This is a genomic window from Leptospira weilii (assembly GCF_006874765.1).
Classification (GTDB): domain Bacteria; phylum Spirochaetota; class Leptospiria; order Leptospirales; family Leptospiraceae; genus Leptospira; species Leptospira weilii.
Genome location: NZ_CP040842.1, coordinates 9,908 through 32,501 on the forward strand (window position 1 = coordinate 9,908; position 22,594 = coordinate 32,501).

Consider the following 22,594-nt stretch of genomic DNA (forward strand, 5'->3'; position numbering starts at 1 on the left):
GATGTCAGGAATCAGTGGATAGGGTTTAGGAATCAGTGGTTAGTTACATTTTAGTACGAAAAGAATTAGGTTTTAATAAAGTATGATTTTTATACTCCATAACTTCTATCCACTGACCCCTAAGCACTATCCACTAAATAGGGGCCTTCCTTCGGAAGGCTTTGTGGAAGGAAGTTCTTCAGACATAGAGTTGTCGATTGAGGCAACATAGAAATGATTAAAATGGAATATATATGATATTCAAAAGTGTTTTTTCGAGAGACCGAAAGGTTTTTGAAAGCTGCTCGGATTTGTATACAAAATCGTCGGAAGTACGACAATCCTCTGTGAAACGATCGGCCCCACCCGCGTTTGGGTGGAGGTGGAGAGGCGGCGGGAAAACTCGGGAGACTTTTCAGTATCAGAAAACCAATCTTTTTGCAAGTAAAAAGTGGGGTTTCTGTCGGAACACTTGCGTTTTAGTGAATAGGTTTTATCAGAATATACTACTTGTCTCCTGTATTTTGTTTTTTTCCGCAAGCTGCGGCCTTTTGCCGGGCAAACACGGAAACAAAAACAATTGGTGGATTGCGCTTGCGGGACTTGTGCCGGGAACAAGTTTTCCATCCTCCGGAAGCGGAGTGGGAAGCGGCCCTGGTTCCGGAAACGGATCACCCGGAAGTGCGCCCGCACCCGAAGGAAGCGACCTTTTTTCCATATCGACTAACTACAGCCAGGCGATTGACGATCCGGAAACAAAAGCGGATCCGCTCGCGGGAGCCGCATTCATAGCACCGCCTGAAATGAGTCACTACGGAAACGTTAGTCTTTCATATCCCATTCAAACACCTGCGGGAAGATCCGGTGTGGAACCAAAGCTAACAATCACGTATTCTTCCACGCAAGGAGACGGTTGGTTGGGAGTGGGATGGAGTTTGGGTCTTGGGTCGATTACAAGAACGCCCGAATACGGAGCCCTCTGGTATGACGCAAGAGACACATTTACTTGGAACGGGCAAAAACTCGTAAAAGTAGCGGGTGGAACCACAAATGAAAACGGAACTTACAGACCGGAGATTGCAAGTGAGGGTTTGGTTGTATTAAGACTCAGTAATATAGAGAGTGGGGGAGTTTGGGAAGTATTCGATTCGTCCGGAACCAAGACAACCTACGGAGAAACAAACGCAAGTAGGATCTTTAATCCGCAGGTTTCGAACCAAACGTATAGCTGGTATCTTTCAAGAACGGAAGACAAAAACGGAAATTATCTCCAAGCACAATACGACAATTCGGAATATTCAAAAAACAGAAATCTCTATTTAAAAGAAATCAGATACACCGGAAATTCCAAAAGTGGTTTGTCCGCGCGCCAATACGTAAAGTTTTTTACCAAACAAAGAGAGGACTTTTACGTCTCAAGCGCTCCTGGATTCTTTATGAAAATGGACAAGATCTTGGAAAGAATCGAAGTGGGTTGGGACAACGGTGGTAAACTGTATGAATATACTCCCGTCTATGAAACCTCTTCCGATTCCGCAAGACCCAGGCTGAAAAGTATAACGTCCAGTAGACATACCACAAGCCCTGAGTTTAACTATCAATCTTCGAGCAGACTTTTGACTTGGCAAACGATAGTCAATCAAACGTCATCCGAAATGGAAGAAGATCCGAATTCCACACAGTATTTTGAAGGAGACTATAACGGGGACGGGATCAGCGATCTTTTATTTTTTAATCCGAAATCGGGAAACTGGAAGGCCGCGGAAGGCAGAAAAGAAGGAGGATACAATTTCAAACTGTATGCGAACCGGTATCAAGGATACGATACGTTGGAAAAGATCCGATTTTTTAAAGGGAATACGAGCGGGGATTTTAACGGAGACGGAAGGAGTGATATCGCCTTTTACTTACCTTCTACGAGAGACTTTATCGTAGCGGAACACGACGGTCGTGTGTTTCAATTTAAGTCGTATGGAAGGCTCATGTACGGCATCCCGGATATCTTTCGGATGGAATGGTTTCCTGGAGACTACGACGGAAACGGACTTTCCGATTCTGTTCTTTTTGACGAGCCGACGGGGCAGTGGACTTTAATGCTGAATAAAGGAGGAAGTTTTGAATTTCTTCGGTTTAGCAAGAAGTTTCAAAACGTATTCAGAAATGATTATGCTCCAGATTCTAATCTAGATAGTTCGAACACAAACGACACTACAAAACCGGGCAAAGATCACGACAAAGTAAACTTACTCGTAGGAGACTACAACGGTGACGGAAGAACGGATATCTCCTTGTATGATTCCAGATCGGGTAAGTGGTTTGTAGGCGAAAATCACCGCAATCCAAACAAAACCGATCCGGTCTATTTTAAACTTCAGTGGAAACTTTACAAAGTGTTCACCGCACCCGAACAGGCGTTATTCGGACATGACCGATTTAGCGGTGACTTTAACGGGGATGGTCTTTCGGATTTTCTACTATTCGATCGTAGTAGCGGAGAATGGACATTAGGCGAAACGGGAGACGGGACAATCAATTTTAGAATTTGGTCGAGAACTCCTCAGTTTAAAACTGTAACTCGTTGGATCCAAGGAGATTTTAACGGAGACGGAAGAACGGATATCGGATTTTACTCTTCAAACGACGGAAAGTTCTGGATCGGAGAATCGACATTCAACGGATTTCGATACAAAATCTACAGCGACATGAGCTACGGCCCCGACCAGGACAGAATCCTAAAAACTCCTCTACCCAGGGATGAGGTGAAAATAGAATCGGGTAAAACAAGTTTTGCAGCATCTAACAACACAAAGACGATTCTACTGAATTACAAATATGACGGAAATCTAAACTCCGGAAAAGGGGAACTCGTGTTTCCGGGATGTTTTACTCAGGACGATTGTTCTACTTCTCCAGAACTTTTGATCTTTGACAGAAAAGCAAACGTATGGGACCTCAAACGGGGGAATACTTTTACAGAAAGGGTCAATACAAACTTTAACCCGGAAGGGACAGGAATTACAACACTCTTTGGCGGAAAACCGGACAGGTATTCAAACAACACAAAAGACGAGGTGTTGTTTTACAAAAAACAAGGAACTACGAATCAGTTTTTTAGTTTGAAGAATACAAACGGAACCGCATTCGATGTTTTGAATGTAGCCACGTTTACGGATACGGACATCACTAAGTTTGATCCACAAAATAGCGGAATTGTGGCGGATCATTTTGAGAACAATACTTCTCAGTCAGTTCTTGTTTTAGACGATCAGACTGTAAGCGGAAACGCAAGGTTTGTACTCTCTGGACTTAGTGGAACCAAAGTCTTAACTCCGAGTGGGGACTTAACTTCTACCGATCTAAATGATCTCTTCCAAGCGGGAACAAACGAGAACAGACAAAGAAGAAAAGAATTCAGTTTTTTTTCGGGAAAGTTTACAACCACACAAGCACAACTTGTGATCGTAGACCGAAGAACCACCGCGCACAAATGGTATTTAGGAACGATTTCATCCAACGCCATTCAATTCAAACGTTTGACGGGAGAGTTTTCTCTTCCGATCACAACATCCGATTACGATTCGAAAAGTCCCGCGGGAATTGTGTATGCTCTCACTTCCGACGGTTCCATCGTGTTTGGGAAAACAGAGGACAACGGGACAGCCTTCACCAAAGTTAAAATCAATTCCACGAATATTACAAAAAATACATACAACGCGGGGACCGTAGGGTTTAGCGACCGGTTTGACAATTACGGAAATCCGATTGTAATCTCGGGTGGGGAAGAGAAGCTGTATGATCTTACACAGAGTAAAATTGTTTCTCTTCCGGGTAACGTTGTCACAAAATCTTTGGATCGTCCCGATTTAATCGCGCAAGTCTATGTTTTCCAGTGGATCCAAGGAGACTATAACGGGGATGGCTTAACAGACATCGGAATCTTTCATTTGAAAGAACCCAACTGGTATTTTGCACTTTCTACGGGAACATTACCCGACATCATCGAAAGAGTGAAAAACGGGATTGGGGGAATTTACGAATTTGAATATACCAATTCCACGAAGTTTGACAACACAGGGGAAGACGATATTCCGGATCTTCCCACAAGCTATCGAGTCTGCACCAAGGTCGCGATCGAAGACGGATTTTCAAACACCATCACAAAGAACTACGAATACAAGAATGGATTTGCATTCTCTTCGTTTATCAACGGAAAAAAAGAAACGGATTTCTTTGGGTTTAGTGAATTTACCATACACGAAGCCTACGGAGAAAGAACGACTCACAAATACCATACGACTCCGTATTCAGACTTTCTAATGAACCGCGCTCTTGGCGGAGCGGAAAAAGAAACTCGTATCATCGGTAGTGACAATAATGATTACGGAACCATTCAGACAACGTACGATGTAAAACCAATTGCGATTGCGCCGGGTGTAACCAGTTATCTCCCCGTTACGACTAAGATCGAAAAGTTTTTGAGCGGCCAAAGAACTACGACAGAAGTTTTCGACATCATTTTGAATGGAACGAAACTCAGTCGGAAGACCGACACAATCACGGATCACTTTACCGATAGCGTGCACGGAGTTACGACCACAACTTCCATCACCGATTTTGAAACCGACGATACGACGAATCAAAGGCGTGCAATTCGGAGTGTGGCATTCAGTGGGAGTTCCCACGAGATAACGTCGCTCTTGAGCTACGACACAAGAGGGAATTTAATCAAACGCACCAGTTCCTATACCGGAAGTGGGCTTAGTCCTGTGGGAGTTCATACAACTGAGTATGAATATGATACTCACGGAAATCAAACGGTTGAAAAAGATACGAGTTCGAGCCCTGCGCGTGGGAGTTCCTACGCGTATGACAACGAACTCCAACAGTTTGTAACCCAAGAAACAAAATTCGGCGGAAGTATTACACTAACGACCACACATCAGATCAACTACGAAAGCGCATTCGGACTTCCGACCACAAGCACAGATCCAAACGGAAACAAAAGGTTTTTTGAATATGATGGATACGGAAGACTGATCCGCTCAAGCGCGGACACAGATGATGGAACTCGTACTGTTGCAACTCACTCGTATGACGCAAGTTTTCCGCTTTCCGCAAAGACGATTCTACCATCCGGCACAGGAGACCCAGACTTTGCAAGTAGGACCTACACGGATGGAATGGGCCGGAACATCTACTCAGTCAAAAGTGCGTCTAACGGTAATTATGCGATTACAGGAAGACTTGTCTACGACGGAACCGGAAAGATAGTTCGAAAAGGTCAATCGAACTGGGCGACATCCGGAGAAATCGACCGGTTTGTTCTGCACTTAGAAGAAAGAAATCCGACATCTTTTGAATACGATCCGATCGGCCGGGTTAAAAAAACAATTCTACCGACGGCAGCAGGAGAAACTTCTCCTACAACGATCACAACCACTTACAACTCTGCGTTTGAAACGACAGAGACTCACAGTTCCGGCACAAGCAAACGAATCGTGAAGAACGCGAAAGGAGAAATCCTGTATGTGGAAGATTTTTCTTCCGACGGGACAGGGGCCAAGATCGGTTTTTGTTACGACATTGCCGGGAACCGTACCAAGAAAAGCGATCTCAATGATTCAAGTTTGATGAGTTGTCCCAATGCGACTGCGGGAGTTCCCACAAAAGACATTTCCGGAAGAAACCAGACCTATTGGAGTTACGACGCATTTGGGAAGTTACGTGCCCAAAGTGATCCTGACTTGGGTGTGAGTTCCTACAATTACAACGGATTTGGAGATTTAACAAGTAGCACGAACGCAAAAGGAGTTACGACAAACTTGTCGTATGACGGGATTGGCCGTATCCTTACTAAGAATATCCCGGAAGGGAATATTCAATATTCGTATGATTCTTTTCCGGGAGCAGAAAACTCGCTCGGCAAACTCGTACGAATCGAAGATTCCAACCAAAGTAAAACTTTTAGCTATGACAAACTGGGTCGTGTAAAGAAAGAAACCCGAGTGATCCTTGCAACGTCGGCAGGAAACCCGTTACCAACAGAAACCCAAGGACCATACATTACAGAAACTAAATATGACTTACTCGGTCGTGTGACTCGTATCGATTATCCCGAACATCCGATCAGTCACGGTAGAATGAGGGCTTGTTACGAATACGGAAGCGCTGGGTATATCTCGGAAATTTCAGTTCAAGTCAATACAAACGGGATCTTACCGGGATATTGCAACAAGGATATTGTAGAAAACATTACCTACAACGAGTTTGGCCAAACTGCAAGTTTGACTCTTGGAAACGGGATTCAAACTACCTACGGCTATGACGTGAAAGGGAGAATGGTGAGACTGAATTCTTCCGGGGATGTAGACGGAAGCAACAAGGTTTTGCAAGACGCGGTTTATTCGTTTAATCCAAACAACAACATTACAAGAATTGCAAATAATTCTACGGACTGGAGCGCGCAGTATGACTATGGCTATGACGGGCTGGGTCGTTTAACAAATGCGACCGGTAGTTATCTAGGAATTGCAGAAGGAAACCTTTCGAGAGAATTTCAGCAAAGTTTTAGCTATGCAAAGAATGGAAACTTAACTTCCAAACGAGTTCATGATCCTGTGAGTGGAAATATCACGGATGAATGGAGTTACCAATATACAAATCACCAGGTGACGAACATTGATTCCAGTAAATCCGGGAATGATGCGTTCGTCATGCAATACGACGCCAATGGGAATCTCACGAGACAAAGAGACAATGCAAAGGATTTAACCAAACGAATTCAAGTCGATTCTCAAGATCGAATTACTCAGATCCAAGACGGCAACAATGCGATCCTTGGAAGTTATTGGTATGACGAAAGTGGTTTTAGAATTAGAAAGTCTTCTCTCGAACCCAAGAACAATCAATTTGCCAACGTAGAGATTTTGTATCCAAGCAAGTTTTACGGGTTGGAGTTCATCGAAGCTGAGAACGTTATCACTTCTGTGAACAACGTTTATCTGAACGGGGTTCGTATCGCCGCATTAAACGAAGTGGGTGCGCTTGCGTATTTTCTTACCGATCAAGTGGATTCCGTCTCTCTTGTGTTAGACGACGAAGGAAAAACTCTTTCCAAGATGCAATACCTTCCGTATGGTGAGACGTTTGTCCAACGTGGGGATTTGAACTTTGCTCCGAAATACAATTCGCAGGAGTTGGACAGAGAGTCTGGGTTTTACTTTTACAATGCGAGATTCTATGACCCGGGAATTGCGAGATTTACCAGTGCGGATACTTTAATCCCGGATGAATACAATTCTCAAAGCTGGAATCGTTTTTCTTATGTAAATGGAAATCCGATACAATATAAGGATCCGACGGGGCATGCTCCTCAAGACGAGAATGCTGGTTTTAAAGACGCTTCTAAAAATATTGCTAAAGGTTTCGTTGAAGGTGTAAAGTCCGCTCTTTCTGCTCCTACACCTGTTGATGCTGCTGTGAACTCCGCTGTTGCTACGGCTAAAGGCGCCAAAGAACTTTATGAAAACCGAAAGGAAGTTTACGCGAGTGTAAAAGATTTTGCTGGTAAATTAACGAGCAAAGACGACAAAGTTCGTGATTACGCCGTTGGACAAGCTAAAGCTTATACTATGAGCGCGGTTCTTGGCGGGATGGCTGGGAAAGCCCTTGGGTCGAAGCTACCTAAACCGAAAGTCGATGTGCCGGGTTCGTCGGGTAGTGTGGGAGGAAATTTCCAGAAAGTAATACATGTTACGAAGGACGGAATTGCCTTACCTGCGAATTCTAAATATAAAATACCTGACAAATATTTAGAAAACAAGCATAGGACAGGTAGTTATGGAGAAATAGAAAACGGTAAATTCAAAGAGAAATTAAGAATAGACCCTGCAACCAAGCCAGGTGATAAGGGCCCAAATTATTCACATTACCATTTAGATGGAAAAGGGACGCATTATAGCCCCCGACCTAATGACAAAGATTCAGGATTTTCCAAATGAAATTTGAATTTAATAATCTACCTTGGCATGATGCTGAATTATTACTAATTGAAATCGATCGAACTTTGCCAGGACACGACGATAGTATTTCCATATTGGTTAAGTGGCCAGAGGAACTTAAATCTCGAATTACTTTTACCAATTGTTATGGTTTCGAAGCGAGAATGAACTTTGGCTTCATTGCTGAGGAATCGATTTTAAGGGCTTCAGTAAACAATGAACAAGAAAAATTATATATAATTAAAGAAAATTGGAAGAGTATGGGAGTAAGTCTCGATAACTTAAAATGCTATGAAATTGAAACTAATACGACAGGAAGTTTACTTTTAATTTACGCGATTGATTTTCAAATTAAACCGGAACCACCTGAGCCTCGCAAAAACTAAAATAGCAGAGAGCCGAACTAATATAACGGAGGAAACGCAAAAACAGAGCAGTTTTGAGAATAAAAAACAAAGAAATGGAATCGCTTACGAAATCATTAATATAGCGTTTTTGTAAGAAATGATTGAGTTTCAGAACGCCACACCGGTGCGAAGAAAAGAAAACGTCTCAATTTTTACTGCAATTATAACCAAAATAATAATTATAAATCCAATTGCTTTTCTACTTTATTGCCGGTTCCGATATTGAACTGAATATAATTTCTAAGGTCACGCGGAGATTTCCCGGTAAATTTAATACAAGCCCTGTGAAACGAAGAAGCGGAATTGAAGCCGCATTCAAAAGCGATAGTTAAAAGATTGAAATTAGATTTATTTTTCATCATAATCATAACTTCGTTTATTCTATGAAAATTCAGAAAGTCGTTATAACTCTGATTCAAATATTGATTTAAATAGTAAGAAGCCTGATGAGTGGAAAGACCTAAATCAGCGGCAAAATCCGGAAGCCTAAGTTCCTCGTCTATAAAACCTTTGGAAGTTATAAATTGACTCAGTTTGATTTTAACTTTTTCTAAATCAGTACCATCTAACAAATCTCTAGGCGGGTATTTATATTTTTTTGTTTCTTTGACTTCTGGAATTGAAATTGTTTCGGATTCAATTTCTTTGTCTATGTTCGCGCCGGAGACTTTAACTTTGCCAAATAAAGAAGGAAAAAGACGTTCTAAAATAAATGCGTAACAAATGACTGATCCCGGAATAAATTCCGCAAAGAATAAACATTCTTTCTTAAAAAAAACAGAACCAAGAAAATCAAAAACAAAACAAATAGAGATTAAGAAAGATAGAAAGGGAAGATTATAATGTAAAATAGATTTGTTAGTATTTAAAACCCTACTCAAAGACCAAATAAAAGTAAAAATTGAAATAACAAATCCTAAAATATCTACAAATGATATAAAGTAAAGATCGGGAATAAAATAAGAAAGTAAAATCGTAATAGGAATTGTCCCTAAAAGTCTTTTGCAATAAATCCAAGGATTATCTAAAGATTCTAATACATACTTGAAACAGATTAAAACAGCCAGGCTAGAATAAAGAACCAGACCGTAATAAAATCCAAGTGTGATTTTATTTTCGCTTTTTAATGCCCCTTGATCGAAAAGTAAACCATTATTCAAAATCAAGAAAAACACGGATGAATAAAGAACCGTTCCGTATGATTTGTTAAAACCATCACTTGAAAAAAGTTTCGAAAATCCTAATAAAAATCCAATGACTACACCAAAAGCATGAAAATAGATAATACCCAATTTTAGAAAATTTTCATAATCTAAAATTCCGATTGTATTTATATCAAGTATTGAAAAGAACTTGGCCATGATATTGATTTTAAAAGTATTCTCTTATTAGATTTTATTCGTTGTTCAATCAATCGTTTGAAGAAATGTTTTCTAATGAATTGAGTTTTAATTTTTTTCTGATGGCTAAAGCTTTTTGAAAACCGTTGTATTTCAGAATTGCTTCATTGTATAAAGGTAAACCTATGTATTTTTCATATTCGTATAACTTCGATTTGTTGATGTTCGACGGTTCTATTTTAAAATAGTTAATTATCATGATTAGTCCTTATTTTGGTTTTTGATATGGCAAACCATCGGAGCGATAAAAAACCCAGCGTTTTTTGGCATACGTCCACTAAGACAGTATCTAAAGAATTGCATCTATTCTTGTATTCAAAAGACTGTGAGATTTTGCTTGATCGAATCCTTCTGAGTTGAGTAGTTATCTCTAATTGGAATGCGAGTATAATCACTAAAGCAATATACACATAAGTCAATTAAAAAATGCAAATTGCACGATAAAAATATGGAAAAATTCGAAAGATTACAAGAAACATGCAACACCTTAAAAATTAACAGAAAAGGTTTAGCCGATATTTTAAGGATTCATCCGTCAAACGCCTCCAGATTATTGAATGGAGAAACAGAATTTACTTGGACGTATGCTGAACTTTTTCAAATGAAAACAAAAGTATCTGCCGTTTGGATTATGGAAGGTAAAGGTGAGTTTTGGTTTGAAGAAGAACCTGGAAATGACAAAGAGAAGTTAATAATTCGAAATATATTAAAAATTCCCGGTTTAGCGGAAGTGATGGATAAGTTTATAAAGATACACCAAGAAGATCAGAAAATGATTATAGGATTAATCAATCGAATCTATAAATTATCCGAATCCAAATTTAAAAAATAGATAAATTACTTTAAATATTTATCATACTTGATAGCAATTTTTCTTGCAGTTGCTTGTAATGGTATGTTTGCTTTAAAAAACCAATTGTAAGCCGTGTCTATAACTTCTTCGGCAAGGATCGAATTCGCATTTAATCTTTTTGTTTCAAATTCCTCGGGGTCTAAAATAGAATATAATTTTAATATTGGATTTAAAGTGATTCTATTTAGTAAAGGGACGTTCATTCCGGAAAAAACTTCTAGTCTAGTTTGAAAGGCATCATAGTGTAGGATTGCAATTCCCCAGAATGCGATCCAGATTAAAGTAGCAATATGAATATATGATCCAAGATATATTTCATAGAATGGTAAAATCCAAACTAAAGTAATGATAATTAAGAACGCTGAAGTAATTCCGAATGACATTAGAGATAATCGAACACGAATCATTCCATCGGAGTCTATTAAATGTTTTGCAAGTTTAAAAATACTTTCAAAAATCCAAAGAATAGAATAAAGGATCAATATATGGTAAGCTAGTTTAGGTTCGTGAGCTAAAGTATTAATATCAATGATTTTAATCAAATTAAAACAAAAAGCTGAAAAAACTAAATATGAAATCAGACAAATTTCTATAGCTTTTCGAAAATAAGAAGTATTGTAATTTTCATTGATAAGCTTATTAACTATTTTAGACAAAAAATAAGGGGCGAAAATAACTGAAATCAAAATCCAATTGGGAGCGTAGAGACGAATACTGTAAGGAATAAATTGTCTGCATCCCGAAAATAAAGTCCATAACCCAACGGAAACGGTTAAATAGAAAAAATTCCGCCTGACTTCAATGAAAGGATTACTTATTTTTTTAATGTAATATCCAAGACCTAAGATCAATGATGAAGTAAGAAGAATAAAAAATACTGACATATTTGTGACACGATCAATTTCAAGTCACCATAATCTTGTCTTAATTTTTTGTAAAGCGCCTTTAGAAATTTCGATTGGTGTAAGATAAACAAGTTCATCGTTATAATAACATTCCGGAAAATAGACTTCTTTTTCGTATTTTTTAGATGGGATTGCACCTATTGAAGTATAAAGTTTAACGATGGAATTTACTTTTTTGTGATAAAACCCGTAGACCATATCAAAGTTTTTATCAATACAATACTGAGCTGCTGCATGAAATACATTGACGGCTGCAAACATTGCTTTTTTACTTAAAAGAAAACTTACAGAATTCCAATCTGCTATATTATCGCCAATTACTGCATACCTTTGAATAGGATCGCTACCTTTAACAATTCCTAATTCTAAAGGAATTAGATTATTTGGTTTTTTTTCTACAATCCGCATAGCGGCTAAAATTTCTGATCCCTCACGGACATAAAACCACGTAGACCAAAGATCCATGTCTACGGCGGTATATAAAGATTTTGTATATCCGAAGTTATTAAAAACATCGCCGGCAAATTTTTTAACGTGATATAATTCCTCTTGGTTTTCTAATCCAGATAACCGGATTACGTGAAATTTATTAACTGGTTTTGTTTTTTGGGTTGTAAGTGACATAATCATAATTATGTCATATTATAATAAAATTACAATCATTTAAATTTGGAATGTGGTTGGGGCATTTGAAAAAAGTTCGTTTGCAGTAAATAGGAAACTTTAACGAAGTGCGTCCCAAACAAAGATTTAAAAACAGAGTATTAGAGCAGGCCGACCCAACCCGATTTTTCATTCCTTCGGAAGAATATTTGGAATTTGTGTTATAGATAACTACTGACAAAAAACAATAACGCTTTTTATCTAAAACAAACAAGACGAAAAGAATTAGAATTCTAATTTAGTATTACTGAATACAGAGTATGCCTTTGAAGCGCAGCGAATTAAATAAAGTCATATCTAAGATATTGAAAACATACGAAGAGATGCGCCTTCAAAGCTCATTGAACGGCAATTCGGAAGTATTAGAAGCCAATCGAGAGATCGGAAAGATTTTGCATACTGTGGAACGAAAAGCCACAGAACAAGAAAGGTCAACAGGTAGTTGGATGAAATCAATTTCAAAGGAGTTACAAAAACATCTCAAGAGAGGTTTTTCGGAACGCAATCTTTTTTACGCACGCAAGTTCTATGAAGTTTACGGCAATAGTAAAATCGATGTTAGGTTAAGCTGGAGTCATTATCGTATTTTGTCTTCTATTGCGGATGCAAATATTCGAGAGAAGCTAATGAAAGAGGCGATTGAAAGGAATTGGAATCGTGATGATCTGGCGTTTCGAGTTCGGGACATCGGAGACTTAAGAAAAGCTCCCACTTTGAGATGGAGACGTCCGGAGGGAGTTCTTTGGAATTATAAAATTAAAGATATATCAAAAGACAAAGATACGTTGTTAGTTGATTTGGGTTTTTACTGCTATTACGAATTGCCAAGTTCGCGTCTTAGCGGTAAATACAAGATTGGCGACATTGTACAAATCGAAAAGCGAAAGGGATATTGGACATTGTCAAAATCAAAATCGGTTCATGTTTCGGAACTCTATTTTTACTTTGGTGAAATAGAGCGCGTTATTGATGGGGATACGATCTTAGTCAAATTTGAATTAGGTTTTAACGTGATAACCAGACAAAGAATCCGTTTGCATAATGTTTGGGCTGCAGAATTGGGTTCGCCTGAAGGGGAAGATAATTTTGAGTCTTTAAAGAAGAGATTGCCTTTAAAGACTAAGGTGATCGTTAGAAGCAGATCCAAAGATGTCTATGGAAGATACGTTGGAGAGGTTTTGTATTCAAAAAAGAAAATCCAGGATCCTGTAGATATTTTTAGGGAAGGAATGTATTTAAATCAGGAATTAGCTGAAATCGGTTAAAGGTGTTGGAATTTTTATTGAATCGAAAAGGATTAAAAATGTTTGCGATATATAGTAATTGTATTATATTCTACTTAAGAGCGCTGAAATCTCGGAGTTTTTTACAAAACTAAGTTCGACTGCACCGACGGTGCGAAGAGATCAAAAGCATGTTCTTTGAAAACGATTTTCTTTGATTAAGAGGGATCTAAAAGAAGAAAAGAAATAACATAGACTTACGAAGTGGGACAATTTAGTGTGGCGCGTGTTCACTGGAATAAAGGAACCATTTTTCTCTACAAACGAAAGTAATTCAGTGCCCGGCTCTGAATTCAACAGAAAGATTCCATGGGTCGCACTCTGGAATCTCACTTGAACAACAGTGAAGCATAGACCCACGAAGCGGCAGGGATCGAAGCGGAGTCAATAAATTGGGACTAAAGACAATACTTTGTATAATGTTACTTTGTTTCAATTTATTGACTGGAGCCGAGAGCCCGGTTTCGGAGAAACAAAAAAGAATCAATAATGTTGAATACAATAGAACATTAAAATGCAAAAGATCCTTTCTCCGAAAGCCGCCCTATCCACTAATTCCTGAACCCTGTCCACTAAAATATGTGGAAGACTTTTCTTCCGACGGGACAGGGGCCAAGATCGGTTTTTGTTACGACATTGCCGGGAATCGTACTCGGAAAAGTGACTTAAACGATTCAAGTTTGATGAGTTGTCCCAATGCGACTGCGGGAGTTCCCACAAAAGACATTTCCGGAAGAAACCAGACCTATTGGAGTTACGACGCATTTGGGAAGTTACGTGCCGAAAGTGATCCGGACTTAGGTGTGAGTTCCTACAATTACAACGCATTTGGAGATTTAACAAGTAGCACGAACGCAAAAGGGGTTACGACAAACTTGTCGTATGACGGGATTGGCCGTATCCTTACTAAAAATATCCCGGAAGGGAATATTCAGTATTCGTATGATTCTTTTCCGGGAGCAGAAAACGCACTCGGAAAACTGGTCCGAGTAGAAGACGGAAACCAAAGTAAAACCTTTAGCTATGACAAACTGGGAAGAGTCAAAAAAGAAACCCGAATGATCCTTGCAACGTCGGCAGGGAATCCTCTTCCTACAGAAACCCAAGGACCATACATTACAGAAACGAAATATGACTTACTCGGTCGTGTGACTCGTATCGATTACCCGGAACATCCGATTTCTCACGGTAGAATGCGGGCTTGTTACGAATACGGAAGCGCTGGGTATATCTCGGAAATTTCAGTTCAAGTCAATACAAACGGGATCTTACCGGGATATTGCAACAAGGATATTGTAGAAAACATTACCTACAACGAGTTCGGCCAGACTGCGAGCCTGACTCTTGGAAACGGGATTCAAACTACCTACGGCTATGACGTCAAAGGGAGAATGGTGAGACTGAATTCTTCCGGGGATGTGGACGGAAGCAACAAAGTCTTACAAGACGCGGTTTATTCGTTCAATCCAAACAACAACATTACGGGAATTGCAAACAATTCCACAGACTGGAGCGCGCAGTATGATTATGGCTATGACGGGCTGGGTCGTTTAACAAACGCGACCGGTAGTTATCTAGGAATTGCAGAAGGAAATCTTTCGAGAGAATTTCAGCAGAGCTATTCGTATGCAAAGAATGGAAATCTAACTGCGAAGAGAATTCACGATCCTGCGAGTGGTGCAATTTCTGACGAGTGGAGTTACCAATACACAAACCACCAAGTGACAAATATTGATTCTTCTAAATCCGGGAATGATGCTTTTGTCATGCAATACGACGCGAGTGGAAACTTGATTCGTCAAAGAGACAACGCTAAAGACTTGACCAAACGGATTCAAGTTGATTCTCAAGATCGCATTACGCAGATCCAAGACGGAAACAATGCGATTCTTGGTAGTTACTGGTATGACGAAGGCGGGTTTCGGATCCGAAAGTCTTCTTTAGAACCAAAGAACAATCAATTTGCAAACGTAGAGATTTTGTATCCAAGCAAGTTTTACGGGTTGGAGTTCATCGAAGCTGAGAACGTTATCACTTCTGTGAACAACGTTTATTTGAATGGGGTTCGGATTGCCGCGTTAAACGAAGTGGGTGCGCTTGCGTATTTTCTCACCGATCAAGTGGATTCCGTTTCTCTTGTGTTAGATGACGAAGGGAAGACTCTTTCTAAGATGCAATACTTGCCTTACGGGGAGACGTTCGTTCAACGTGGGGATACAAACTTTGCTCCCAAATACAACTCGCAGGAACTCGATCGAGAGTCTGGGTTTTATTTTTACAACGCAAGATTTTACGATCCGGGGATTGCCCGTTTCACAAGTGCGGATGCGATCATTGACGGCGAGTGGGATACACAAGGTTGGAACCGATTCTCGTATGTGAAGGGGAATCCGATTGGGGCGAAAGATCCGACAGGGCATATATCTGATGCTTTATTAAAGCATCAAGTTCAGACCGAACTCATGACGGGCGGTGGTGGTGGACCTATTAGAAGTGGGATGGGAAATTCAAGTCTATCAGGCAGAGGTGGACAAGGAAGTTCAAAAGGATCAACTTCAATTACTAATTCAAGTCAAGCTCGAAAGAATAACATATCAGCAAGCAAAACTGAAAATGTTAAAGAAATTAAAATTAGTAAAAGTAAATATCCAGAATCTGCAAAACATGTTGAAGATGCTCAAAAATCAGGGAAACCAAGCACTTTAACAATTGACCGAGGAGGTGCGAAAGATAGAAGAAGAGAATCCCTTAAGGGTGTCGAAAGACAACCTGGAAAAGATCGTGATGAATATCCGCCTGCTCTATTCAAAGAAGGTGGAAAAGGCTCAAGCGTGCGTAATATTCCATCAAGTGATAATCGTGGTTCGGGAGCGTGTCTTGGTAATGCCTGCAAAGGCTTACCGAATGGGTCAAAAGTCAAAATCACCATTGGAGATTAAATATGAGTGAATTATCCAATCTGATTCAAATCTCAAGTAAAGATATTGGAATAGCTTTCGATAAAAATAAAATTCAAGAAAGTTTTATTTCACTTAGCAAGTCTCAAAAAGCTTTAAAGGAAATTATAGAAATTTTAAATTATCGAAACGGTTTTATGGCATTTGAATCAGCACTTCATTTCTTTCATTTTAGCGAAGAACAAAAACAAGATTATAACATTATATGGTGGAATAATCCAGAAGTTTGGAAAAGCGCATATCAAAATGATAAGATTAATAGTTGTTTTTGCTTTGCAGAAGATGCTTTCGGTAATCAATTTTGCTTTGAAGATGACGTAATCTACTCCTTAGATGCTGAAACCGGAGAATTTGAATTTATAGCAGATTCAATTGAAAACTGGGCGGAGCAAATACTTTCCGATTATGAATTTTTTACTGGGTATTCTCTAATTCATAATTGGCAACAAGAAAATGGTGCTATCCCATTCGGATATAGATTAATACCAAAAATTCCTTTTTGCTTAGGTGGAGAATATTCTCTTGATAATCTACATGCAATCGAATTGGTGAAGGCTATGAACTGGCGTGGAGAAATATTCAACCAAATAAAAGACTTACCAGAAGGCTCTCAAATTAACTTTTCAATAATTGAATAATTTTTTTGAGAGTGTCTGAGTTTTGTACAAACTAAAACAGCATAGGAATTACACAAGAAAACAGGGAGATTAAGAAAAACTTTCTTTGAGTAAGAAAAATCTGAAAGAAGAAATGAAATAACTTACGAAATCATTAATATAGCGTTTTTGTAAGAAATGATTGAGTTTCAGAACGCCACGCCGGTGCGAAGAAAAGAAAACGTCTCAATTTTTACTGCAATTATAACCAAAATAATAATTATAAATCCGATTGTTTTTCTGCTTTATTACTGGTTTCAATGTTTGAAAGAAGTTCATTTCTAAGATCCCGAGGGGATTTCCCGGTAAACTTAATACAAGCCCTGTGAAACGAAGAAGCGGAATTGAAACCGCATTCGAGAGCGATATTTAAAAGATTGAAATTAGATTTATTCTTCATCATAATCATAACTTCATTGATTCTATGAAAATTCAGAAAGTCGTTATAACTCTGACTCAGATATTTGTTTAAGTAGTAAGAAGCTTGATGAGTGGAAAGACCTAAGTCACTGGCAAAATCAGGAAGTCTAAGTTCCTCGTCTATAAAACCTTTGGAAGTTATAAATTGACTCAGTTTAATTTTAACTTTTTCTAAATCAGTACCCTCTAACAAATCTCTAGGCGGGTATTTATATTTTTTTGTTTCTTTGACTTCTGGAGTTGGAATGGTTTCGGATTCAATTTCTTTGTCTATGTTCGCGCCTGAGACTTTAACCTTGCCAAATAAAGAAGGAAAAAAACGTTCTAAAATAAATGCGTAACAAATGACTGATCCCGGAATAAATTCCGCAAAGAATAAACATTCTTTCTTAAAAAAAACAGAACCAAAGAAATCAAAAACAAAACAAATAGAGATTAAGAAAGATAGAAAGGGAAGATTGAAAAATAAAATAGATTTGTTAGTATTTAAAACCCTACTCAAAGACCAAATAAAAGTAAAAATTGAAATCGCAAATCCTAAAATATCTACAAATGATATAAAGTAAAGATCGGGAATAAAATAAGAAAGTAAAATCGTAATAGGAATTGTCCCTAAAAGTCTTTTGCAATAAATCCAAGGATTATCTAAAGATTCTAATACATACTTGAAACAGACGAATGCGGCCAAACTGGAATATAAAACTAGACTGTAATAAAAACCGAATAAAATTCTACTTTCGTTTCGTAAAGTTCCTTGATCGATAAGGATACCGTTATTTAAAATCAGAAAGATTACCGTTGAATATAAAACCGTACCGTAAGATTTGTTAAAATTATCATCCGAAAAAAGTTTCGAAAATCCTAAAATTAAACCGATACCAACACCAAAGGCATGGAAATAAAGGATACCCAATTGTAGAAAACTTTTATAATTGAAAATTTCGGCTGTGTTCATAAAGTTTTATCTAATTATCTTTTACGCTTTGTCGGTTAGCCGGGATCCTTTCAAGGTGTGTCTTGTTCTGGTAGCGAAAACCCTACGAAAGCTTGTGAATTTCAAGATTGCCTCTCTGTCCTCGTCGTTTATTATGATTTACCTAAGTATTTCTCATACTTGTCTAAATCGGAATTAGAGATTTCTAAGGGATTTATTTGGAAATAATTGAAAATCATGGTTTGTTCCTAGTTTAGTTTCTTATTTTAGGTCCGATAATTTGTATGTTTAGTTGAGAGAGAAAAGGGAGCCTTTTGATTGTTGAAAATAGAATCCTTCTGCCCGATTTCTTTTTTACTTTTCAGTTGCGTAATTCCTCCTTTGATAATCTATAAACTGATCGTAATAAACTGCGGTATATTTTGTAAGATGATAAATATGAAATATGACTAAAAATCAATAAAAAAATATTCTATTATAATAAAAAATGAAAGCACAAACACCAGGACAAAGAATTAAATTTATTCGTACGGAAGGGCTTGGCCGGAAATTGAATCAGGAGGAATTTTCAACTTCGATTTTTTTATCTCAATCCCAATTGAGCAAATTGGAAAACGATGAAACTGAAGTATCGGAACAAACCGCATTTGTGATTGAGGTTGTTCACGGATATAAAATGGATTGGATTTTGAAAGGCAAAGGACCTAAACATCCACTTGAAGACGAAATGAAAGAAGATCTTGTAAACAAATTCGAGGTTTTGGACCGATTTTTTAGAAAAATGGAATATTATCCAAAATCTAAAAAGAGTTTTGATTCGTATTTTAAACTGTCGGATAAAAATCGAGAGGCCGTTGATTTGATTATCAATTGTCTTTTAGGCGAATAGCGTTCTATGAATTTAAAATTATTTAATATATTGATCAAATCGTCGAGCCAGCGCTTCTGACCTTTGATAATGGTTCAATTCCGTTTTTAATCTAAGCTTTAAGTCGGTAACCAGGAAATCTGAGGAAAAAGATTTTTTGTATTGTAAGTTGCTATTTCTAAACCCTACAGGGTCTAAAATTTTAAAAAGTAACATAAAGAAGTTTAAAGATATTCGAGTTAACGCCGGTACTTTATCGCCATCAAGAATAGCATATTTGATTTCAAATGCGTTATATTGAAGAATTGCAACGGCCCATAAAAAGCAAGAGGGAATCAATCCGATAGGGGTCAAATACCCTTTGAAAATTCCGGCGAATATGGGTAAAATATATACAAGTAGAATCGTAGTAAATAAACTGATTAAGACTCCAAGTCCAAGCAAGGTAAATTGTACTCTCTCGGAACCGGAAGAAGTAATCGTTTTTTTTAAAATTAAAAAAATGGAAAATCCCACAGATCCAAACGAATAGAGAATTAAAATATGATATGCTAATAGGGGTTTATAGGAGGATGTCTGGTAGTCTATTATCTCAATCATATTCAAGGAAACACAGGAAAAAAAGAAATAAATCAGGGCTATCGAATTGAACAAAACTATAACTTTTCTTTGTCTAAAATCAGGTTGAATTAGATTCATGATGAACTGATGATTTAGAAGAAATGGCAGGAAAATTGCGGGAAGCAAAGTTATACTTGGCGCAATCGTGTATGTTTCTGCCGGAATTAAATAACGGATTCCAGAAAGAAGCGACCAAAGGCTGATAGATAAGGAAAGTGCAAAGAAATACTTTGGTGCTTTTGGGTTTTTTCGATGTTCTAACCGAATCACATAAATTCCTAAAAGTAAAACAGTGAAGGGGCAAAGTAAATTAATAGCTATCGGGACATTCATCGAAATTTCCTCAAGAATTACATTAAATTAACATGAATTTTTTGTAAACTTGTTTTATCGATTTCGATGATGTTTAGGAGAACCAATTCTTGATCGATATAATCTTCCGGAAAAAAAACCGGTTTGGAAAAACGTTTTGATAATTCTGCCCCTGCCGACAGATAAATTCTTTCGATAGATGCTAATTTTTGATGATACATACCGTAAACTTTCGAATAATTCTTTTGCAAGCAATGTTTGACAACCATCTTAAAGTTGATTGTTGCAGCTTTTCCGCCCATTAAAGTGCGTAAAAATGCAACGTTGTTTGTTCCAATCAGCAACGTTCTCTTCCAGCACAACATATCTTTTTTGTGGATTGGAACCATAAATGACTCCCATTTCAATTGGGAGAAAGTTATTAGGTTTTTTTTCTACAATTCTCATTGCAGATAGAATTTTCTTTTCCGAGTCGGTAACGTAGAACCAAGTCGACCAAGGATCAAGATCGACAGAGGCATAGGGTGATTTATTGTACCCGTTCTTAGAAAATATACTTTGGATAAAATTCTTTACACGTATGAGTTCTATAGGGTTTTCCAGCCCTTGAATCCTATTTTCATTGAGTGAAGGTGGGTTTAGAGTTAAATGTGACATATTTAAAATTATGTCATATTATAATAAAAAGATCAATCATTTAAATTTGAAATGTGGTTGGGACATTTGAAAAAAGTTCGTTTGCAATAAATAGGAAATTCTAACGACGTACGTCCCAAACAAGGATTTAAAAACAGAGTATTAGAATAGACCGATTCAAAGCCGATTTTTTATCCCTTCGGAAGAATATTCGGAATTTGTGTTAGAGATAACTACTGACAAAAAACAATAACGTTATTTATCTAAAACAAACAAGACGAAAAAAGAAGTAGAATTCTAATTTAGTATTACTGAATACAGAGTAAACCCTTGAAGCGCACCGAATTAAATAAAGTCATATCTAAGATATTGAAAGCATACGAAGAGATGCGTCTTCAAAGCTCATTGAACGGCAATTCGGAAGTATTAGAAGCCAATCGAGAGATTGGAAGGATTTTGCAAACTGTGGAACGAAAAGCCACAGAACAAGAAAGGTCAACAGGTAGTTGGATGAAATCAATTTCAAAGGAGTTACAAAAACATCTCAAGAGAGGTTTTTCGGAACGCAATCTTTTTTATGCGCGTAAGTTTTATGAAATTTACGGAAATAGTAAAATCGATGTTAGGTTAAGCTGGAGTCATTATCGTATTTTGTCTTCTATTGCGGATGTAAATATTCGAGGGAAGCTAATGAAAGAGGCGATCGAAAGAAATTGGAATCGTGATGATCTGGCGTTTCGAGTTCGGGACATCGGAGACTTAAGAAAAGCTCCCACTTTGAGATGGAGACGTCCGGAGGGAGTTCTTTGGAATTATAAAATTAAGGATACATCGAAAGACAAAGGTACGTTGTTAGTCGATTTGGGTTTTTACTGCTATTACGAATTGCCAAGTTCGCGTCTTAGCGATAAGTACAAGATTGGCGACATTGTACAAATCGAGAAACAAAATAGAAGTTGGACATTGTCAAAATCAAAATCGGACAAAACCTCGGAGCTTTACTTTTACTTTGGTGAAATAGAACGGATTATTGACGGGGATACGCTCTTAATCAAGTTTGAATTAGGTTTTAACGTGATAACCAGACAAAGAATCCGTTTGCATAATGTTTGGGCTGCAGAATTGGGTTCGCCCGAAGGGGAAGATAATTTTGAGTCTTTAAAGAAGAGATTGCCTTTAAAGACTAAGGTGATCGTCAGAAGCCGCTCCAAAGATGTCTATGGAAGATACGTTGGAGAGGTTTTGTATTCAAAAAAGAAAATCCAGGATCCTGTAGATATTTTTAGGGAAGGAATGTATTTAAATCAGGAATTAGCTGAAATCGGTTAAAGGTGTTGGAATTTTTATTGAATCGAAAAGGATTAAAAATGTTTGCGATATATAGTAATTATATTATATTTTACTTAAGAGTGCTGAAATCTCGGAGTTTTTTACAAAACTAAGTTCGACTGCACCGACGGTGCGAAGAGATCAAAAGCATGTTCTTTGAAAACGATTTTCTTTGAGTAAGAGAGATCTAAAAGAAGAAAAGAAATAACATAGACTTACGAAGTGGGACAATTTAGTGTGGCGCGTGTTCACTGGAATAAAGGAACCATTTTTCTCTACAAACGAAAGTAATTCAGTGCCCGGCTCTGAATTCAACAGAAAGATTCCATGGGTCGCACTCTGGAATCTCACTTGAACAACAGTGAAGCATA

At 37.9% G+C, this 22,594-nt stretch carries 14 protein-coding genes and 2 pseudogenes; 8 read left to right on the forward strand and 8 right to left on the reverse strand.

The genetic code is table 11. From position 1 onward, the window contains the following. The first annotated feature begins 461 nt into the window (after positions 1-461). Both FHG67_RS21105 and FHG67_RS21110 read left to right on the forward strand, forming a co-directional pair. Positions 462-7,979 carry a SpvB/TcaC N-terminal domain-containing protein gene (locus FHG67_RS21105; protein ID WP_142499950.1) on the forward strand — a complete coding sequence of 2,506 codons (7,518 nt, stop codon included), beginning with the start codon at positions 462-464 and terminating at the stop codon, positions 7,977-7,979. Continuing rightward, on the forward strand, positions 7,976-8,365 hold the full coding sequence (locus FHG67_RS21110; protein ID WP_016760586.1) for a hypothetical protein: 390 nt from the start codon (positions 7,976-7,978) through the stop codon (positions 8,363-8,365). Before FHG67_RS21105 ends, FHG67_RS21110 begins: the two co-directional genes overlap by 4 nt. 200 nt (positions 8,366-8,565) lie before the next feature. On the opposite strand, the gene FHG67_RS21120 is transcribed toward FHG67_RS21110, so the two are convergent. Next, positions 8,566-9,747: a helix-turn-helix domain-containing protein gene (locus FHG67_RS21120; RefSeq protein ID WP_142499951.1), complete on the reverse strand. Its 1,182-nt coding sequence runs from the start codon at positions 9,745-9,747 to the stop codon at positions 8,566-8,568. Between the two features lie 49 nt (positions 9,748-9,796). Further along, positions 9,797-9,985 (reverse strand): LIMLP_19325 family protein, encoded by a 189-nt coding sequence (locus tag FHG67_RS21125; protein ID WP_004500361.1) that lies wholly within the window; start codon positions 9,983-9,985, stop codon positions 9,797-9,799. A 249-nt stretch (positions 9,986-10,234) separates the two neighbouring features. On the opposite strand from FHG67_RS21125, the gene FHG67_RS21130 reads away from it, so the two are divergent. Next, complete coding sequence (locus tag FHG67_RS21130; protein WP_004500355.1) at positions 10,235-10,618, forward strand: hypothetical protein; 384 nt, start codon at positions 10,235-10,237, stop codon at positions 10,616-10,618. A 5-nt stretch (positions 10,619-10,623) separates the two neighbouring features. Here FHG67_RS21130 and FHG67_RS21135 read toward each other — a convergent pair whose 3' ends face one another. Both FHG67_RS21135 and FHG67_RS21140 read right to left on the reverse strand, forming a co-directional pair. Then, positions 10,624-11,523 (reverse strand): LIC10906 family membrane protein, encoded by a 900-nt coding sequence (locus FHG67_RS21135; protein WP_004500351.1) that lies wholly within the window; start codon positions 11,521-11,523, stop codon positions 10,624-10,626. A 24-nt stretch (positions 11,524-11,547) separates the two neighbouring features. Continuing rightward, entirely contained in the window at positions 11,548-12,168 is a 621-nt protein-coding gene (locus FHG67_RS21140) for an LBL_2463 family protein (RefSeq protein ID WP_036086947.1), read from the reverse strand. Between the two features lie 305 nt (positions 12,169-12,473). On the opposite strand from FHG67_RS21140, the gene FHG67_RS21145 reads away from it, so the two are divergent. The 3 genes from FHG67_RS21145 (at position 12,474) to FHG67_RS21155 (ending at position 17,085) form a co-directional block, all read left to right on the forward strand. Then, positions 12,474-13,472, forward strand: coding sequence for a DUF1016 N-terminal domain-containing protein (locus tag FHG67_RS21145; RefSeq protein ID WP_142499952.1), 999 nt, complete (start codon positions 12,474-12,476; stop codon positions 13,470-13,472). A 437-nt stretch (positions 13,473-13,909) separates the two neighbouring features. Continuing rightward, a complete protein-coding gene (locus FHG67_RS21150; RefSeq protein ID WP_244947500.1) occupies positions 13,910-16,429 on the forward strand; it encodes an RHS repeat-associated core domain-containing protein in 2,520 nt (839 codons plus the stop codon). Between the two features lie 2 nt (positions 16,430-16,431). After that, positions 16,432-17,085, forward strand: coding sequence for a hypothetical protein (locus FHG67_RS21155; protein WP_004500564.1), 654 nt, complete (start codon positions 16,432-16,434; stop codon positions 17,083-17,085). 238 nt (positions 17,086-17,323) lie between these two features. Here FHG67_RS21155 and FHG67_RS21160 read toward each other — a convergent pair whose 3' ends face one another. Continuing rightward, positions 17,324-18,478 carry a helix-turn-helix domain-containing protein gene (locus FHG67_RS21160; RefSeq protein WP_142499954.1) on the reverse strand — a complete coding sequence of 385 codons (1,155 nt, stop codon included), beginning with the start codon at positions 18,476-18,478 and terminating at the stop codon, positions 17,324-17,326. A gap of 21 nt (positions 18,479-18,499) precedes the next feature. Continuing rightward, positions 18,500-18,696 (reverse strand): annotated as a pseudogene (locus FHG67_RS22545) (LIMLP_19325 family protein). Between the two features lie 248 nt (positions 18,697-18,944). On the opposite strand from FHG67_RS22545, the gene FHG67_RS21170 reads away from it, so the two are divergent. Continuing rightward, positions 18,945-19,346: a helix-turn-helix domain-containing protein gene (locus FHG67_RS21170; protein WP_004499441.1), complete on the forward strand. Its 402-nt coding sequence runs from the start codon at positions 18,945-18,947 to the stop codon at positions 19,344-19,346. A gap of 18 nt (positions 19,347-19,364) precedes the next feature. Here FHG67_RS21170 and FHG67_RS21175 read toward each other — a convergent pair whose 3' ends face one another. Together FHG67_RS21175 and FHG67_RS21180 are read right to left on the reverse strand one after the other, a co-directional pair. Continuing rightward, positions 19,365-20,279, reverse strand: a complete 915-nt coding sequence (locus FHG67_RS21175; protein WP_004501739.1) for an LIC10906 family membrane protein — start codon at positions 20,277-20,279, stop codon at positions 19,365-19,367. A gap of 17 nt (positions 20,280-20,296) precedes the next feature. Next, positions 20,297-20,915, reverse strand: a pseudogene (locus FHG67_RS21180) (LBL_2463 family protein). A 309-nt stretch (positions 20,916-21,224) separates the two neighbouring features. Here FHG67_RS21180 and FHG67_RS21185 point away from each other — a divergent pair. Next, complete coding sequence (locus tag FHG67_RS21185; protein ID WP_142499955.1) at positions 21,225-22,223, forward strand: DUF1016 N-terminal domain-containing protein; 999 nt, start codon at positions 21,225-21,227, stop codon at positions 22,221-22,223. Positions 22,224-22,594: the final 371 nt, after the last annotated feature.